The organism is Zoogloea oryzae, assembly GCF_030161255.1.
GTDB classification, from domain to species: Bacteria; Pseudomonadota; Gammaproteobacteria; order Burkholderiales; family Rhodocyclaceae; genus Zoogloea; species Zoogloea oryzae.
On record NZ_BSPX01000194.1, the window covers coordinates 1 to 1,273 of the forward strand.

Annotated in this window: 2 protein-coding genes; both read left to right on the forward strand. The window is 32.1% G+C overall.

The window, feature by feature from the left end; translation table 11 throughout:
• The first annotated feature begins 933 nt into the window (after nucleotides 1-933).
• Nucleotides 934-1,029, forward strand: coding sequence for a cytochrome b6-f complex subunit 6 (locus QQK25_RS24730; RefSeq protein ID WP_368736870.1), 96 nt, complete (start codon nucleotides 934-936; stop codon nucleotides 1,027-1,029).
• A 134-nt stretch (nucleotides 1,030-1,163) separates the two neighbouring features.
• On the forward strand, nucleotides 1,164-1,273 hold a 110-nt coding region (gene petG, locus QQK25_RS24735; protein WP_498027247.1), incomplete at its 3' end, for a cytochrome b6-f complex subunit V.

A 1,273-nucleotide genomic window follows, 5' to 3' on the forward strand; every position in this document is an offset into this window, starting at 1 on the left:
GTACCAAGGGCTTCTTTAGAGTATACCAAATAAGTATAGCTATCCTTCTTCTAACACAGCAACGCAATTTTAATCTGTATTGAAACGAAATGATCCACAATTCTTTTCTTTCTTAGCTTATGAACTGTGTGTCATTCAATATAAAATACCTATAAGGCTTTTTTTATTTGAGCTGGAGATTCCAGATCTTGTAAAGTATGAGTCCAACTGAGTCGAATGGGGGTTGGATTCTAATCATTCATAAAATATAGCCTAACAATTTCATCAAATGGTTAGTAGATTAGTAGTCCAATAATAAGAATAATGAAATAGTATTCAATGAAAGAGCAGAACAAAGAGCGATTTAAACAATCAATATTCGTGATGCAACGACTGTTGCAGTGCAGTAGAGCCAAACATTTTTTTTTATCTAGCTAAAAGCAAGGGACTGCATCATAGGGAAAGATAGAATCTAAAAGGAAAAGATAATAGAATTAATAATGGACTTACTAGTGTTATAATGGTCTTGGTCTGAAATAAAGGTTTTAATTCTTCTTTTTGTCCGTTCGAGGGATTCTGTATAATTAATGAACTTCTTACTGAGTTAATGAGTCAATAAAAGATGTTATAAGGTTATTCATTCCCAAATAGAAAAAAGTTTTTCTTTTTTCTAATACAAAGTTCTTATTATTATTACTTTACTCAAGAGTCTGTTGATTCGGAATCGTGGGACCGGTCGATGTAAGGACTATTCCTTTTTTGTAATCCTGTCGTGCTAACAAAGCGAGTGTCGGCTAGAATTACGGATAAATCAAAACCTTCACCTGAAAAGAAGTCTGTCAATTGGTATTGTTTATTATTCTTATATTATATATGTCAAGAATTAAAAAAGAAACTTAGGTAAGTGTTTTCTAAAGATATATGTAAAAAGAACTTATCTGATTTCGCTCCTTCATGCTTACTATAACGAGTTATTTCGGTTTTCTACTGGCGGCTTCAACTATAACTTTAGCCTTTTTTATTGGTCTAAGCAAGATCCGGCTTATTTGAATTTTAAATTCATTGAACGAACCATGTACGTTGTTATGCTTAGTTTTCGTTATTTAGATTCATGAGCGATTCGGGTTAATATTTAAGAATAGATATTACCTCCCCCCCTTTTTTTTGGTTTGAAACAAATTTAAATGATTGAAGTTTTACTATTTGGAATTGTATTAGGTCTAATTCCTATTACTTTGGCTGGATTATTTGTAACTGCCTATTTACAATACAGGCGTGGTGATCAGTTGGACCT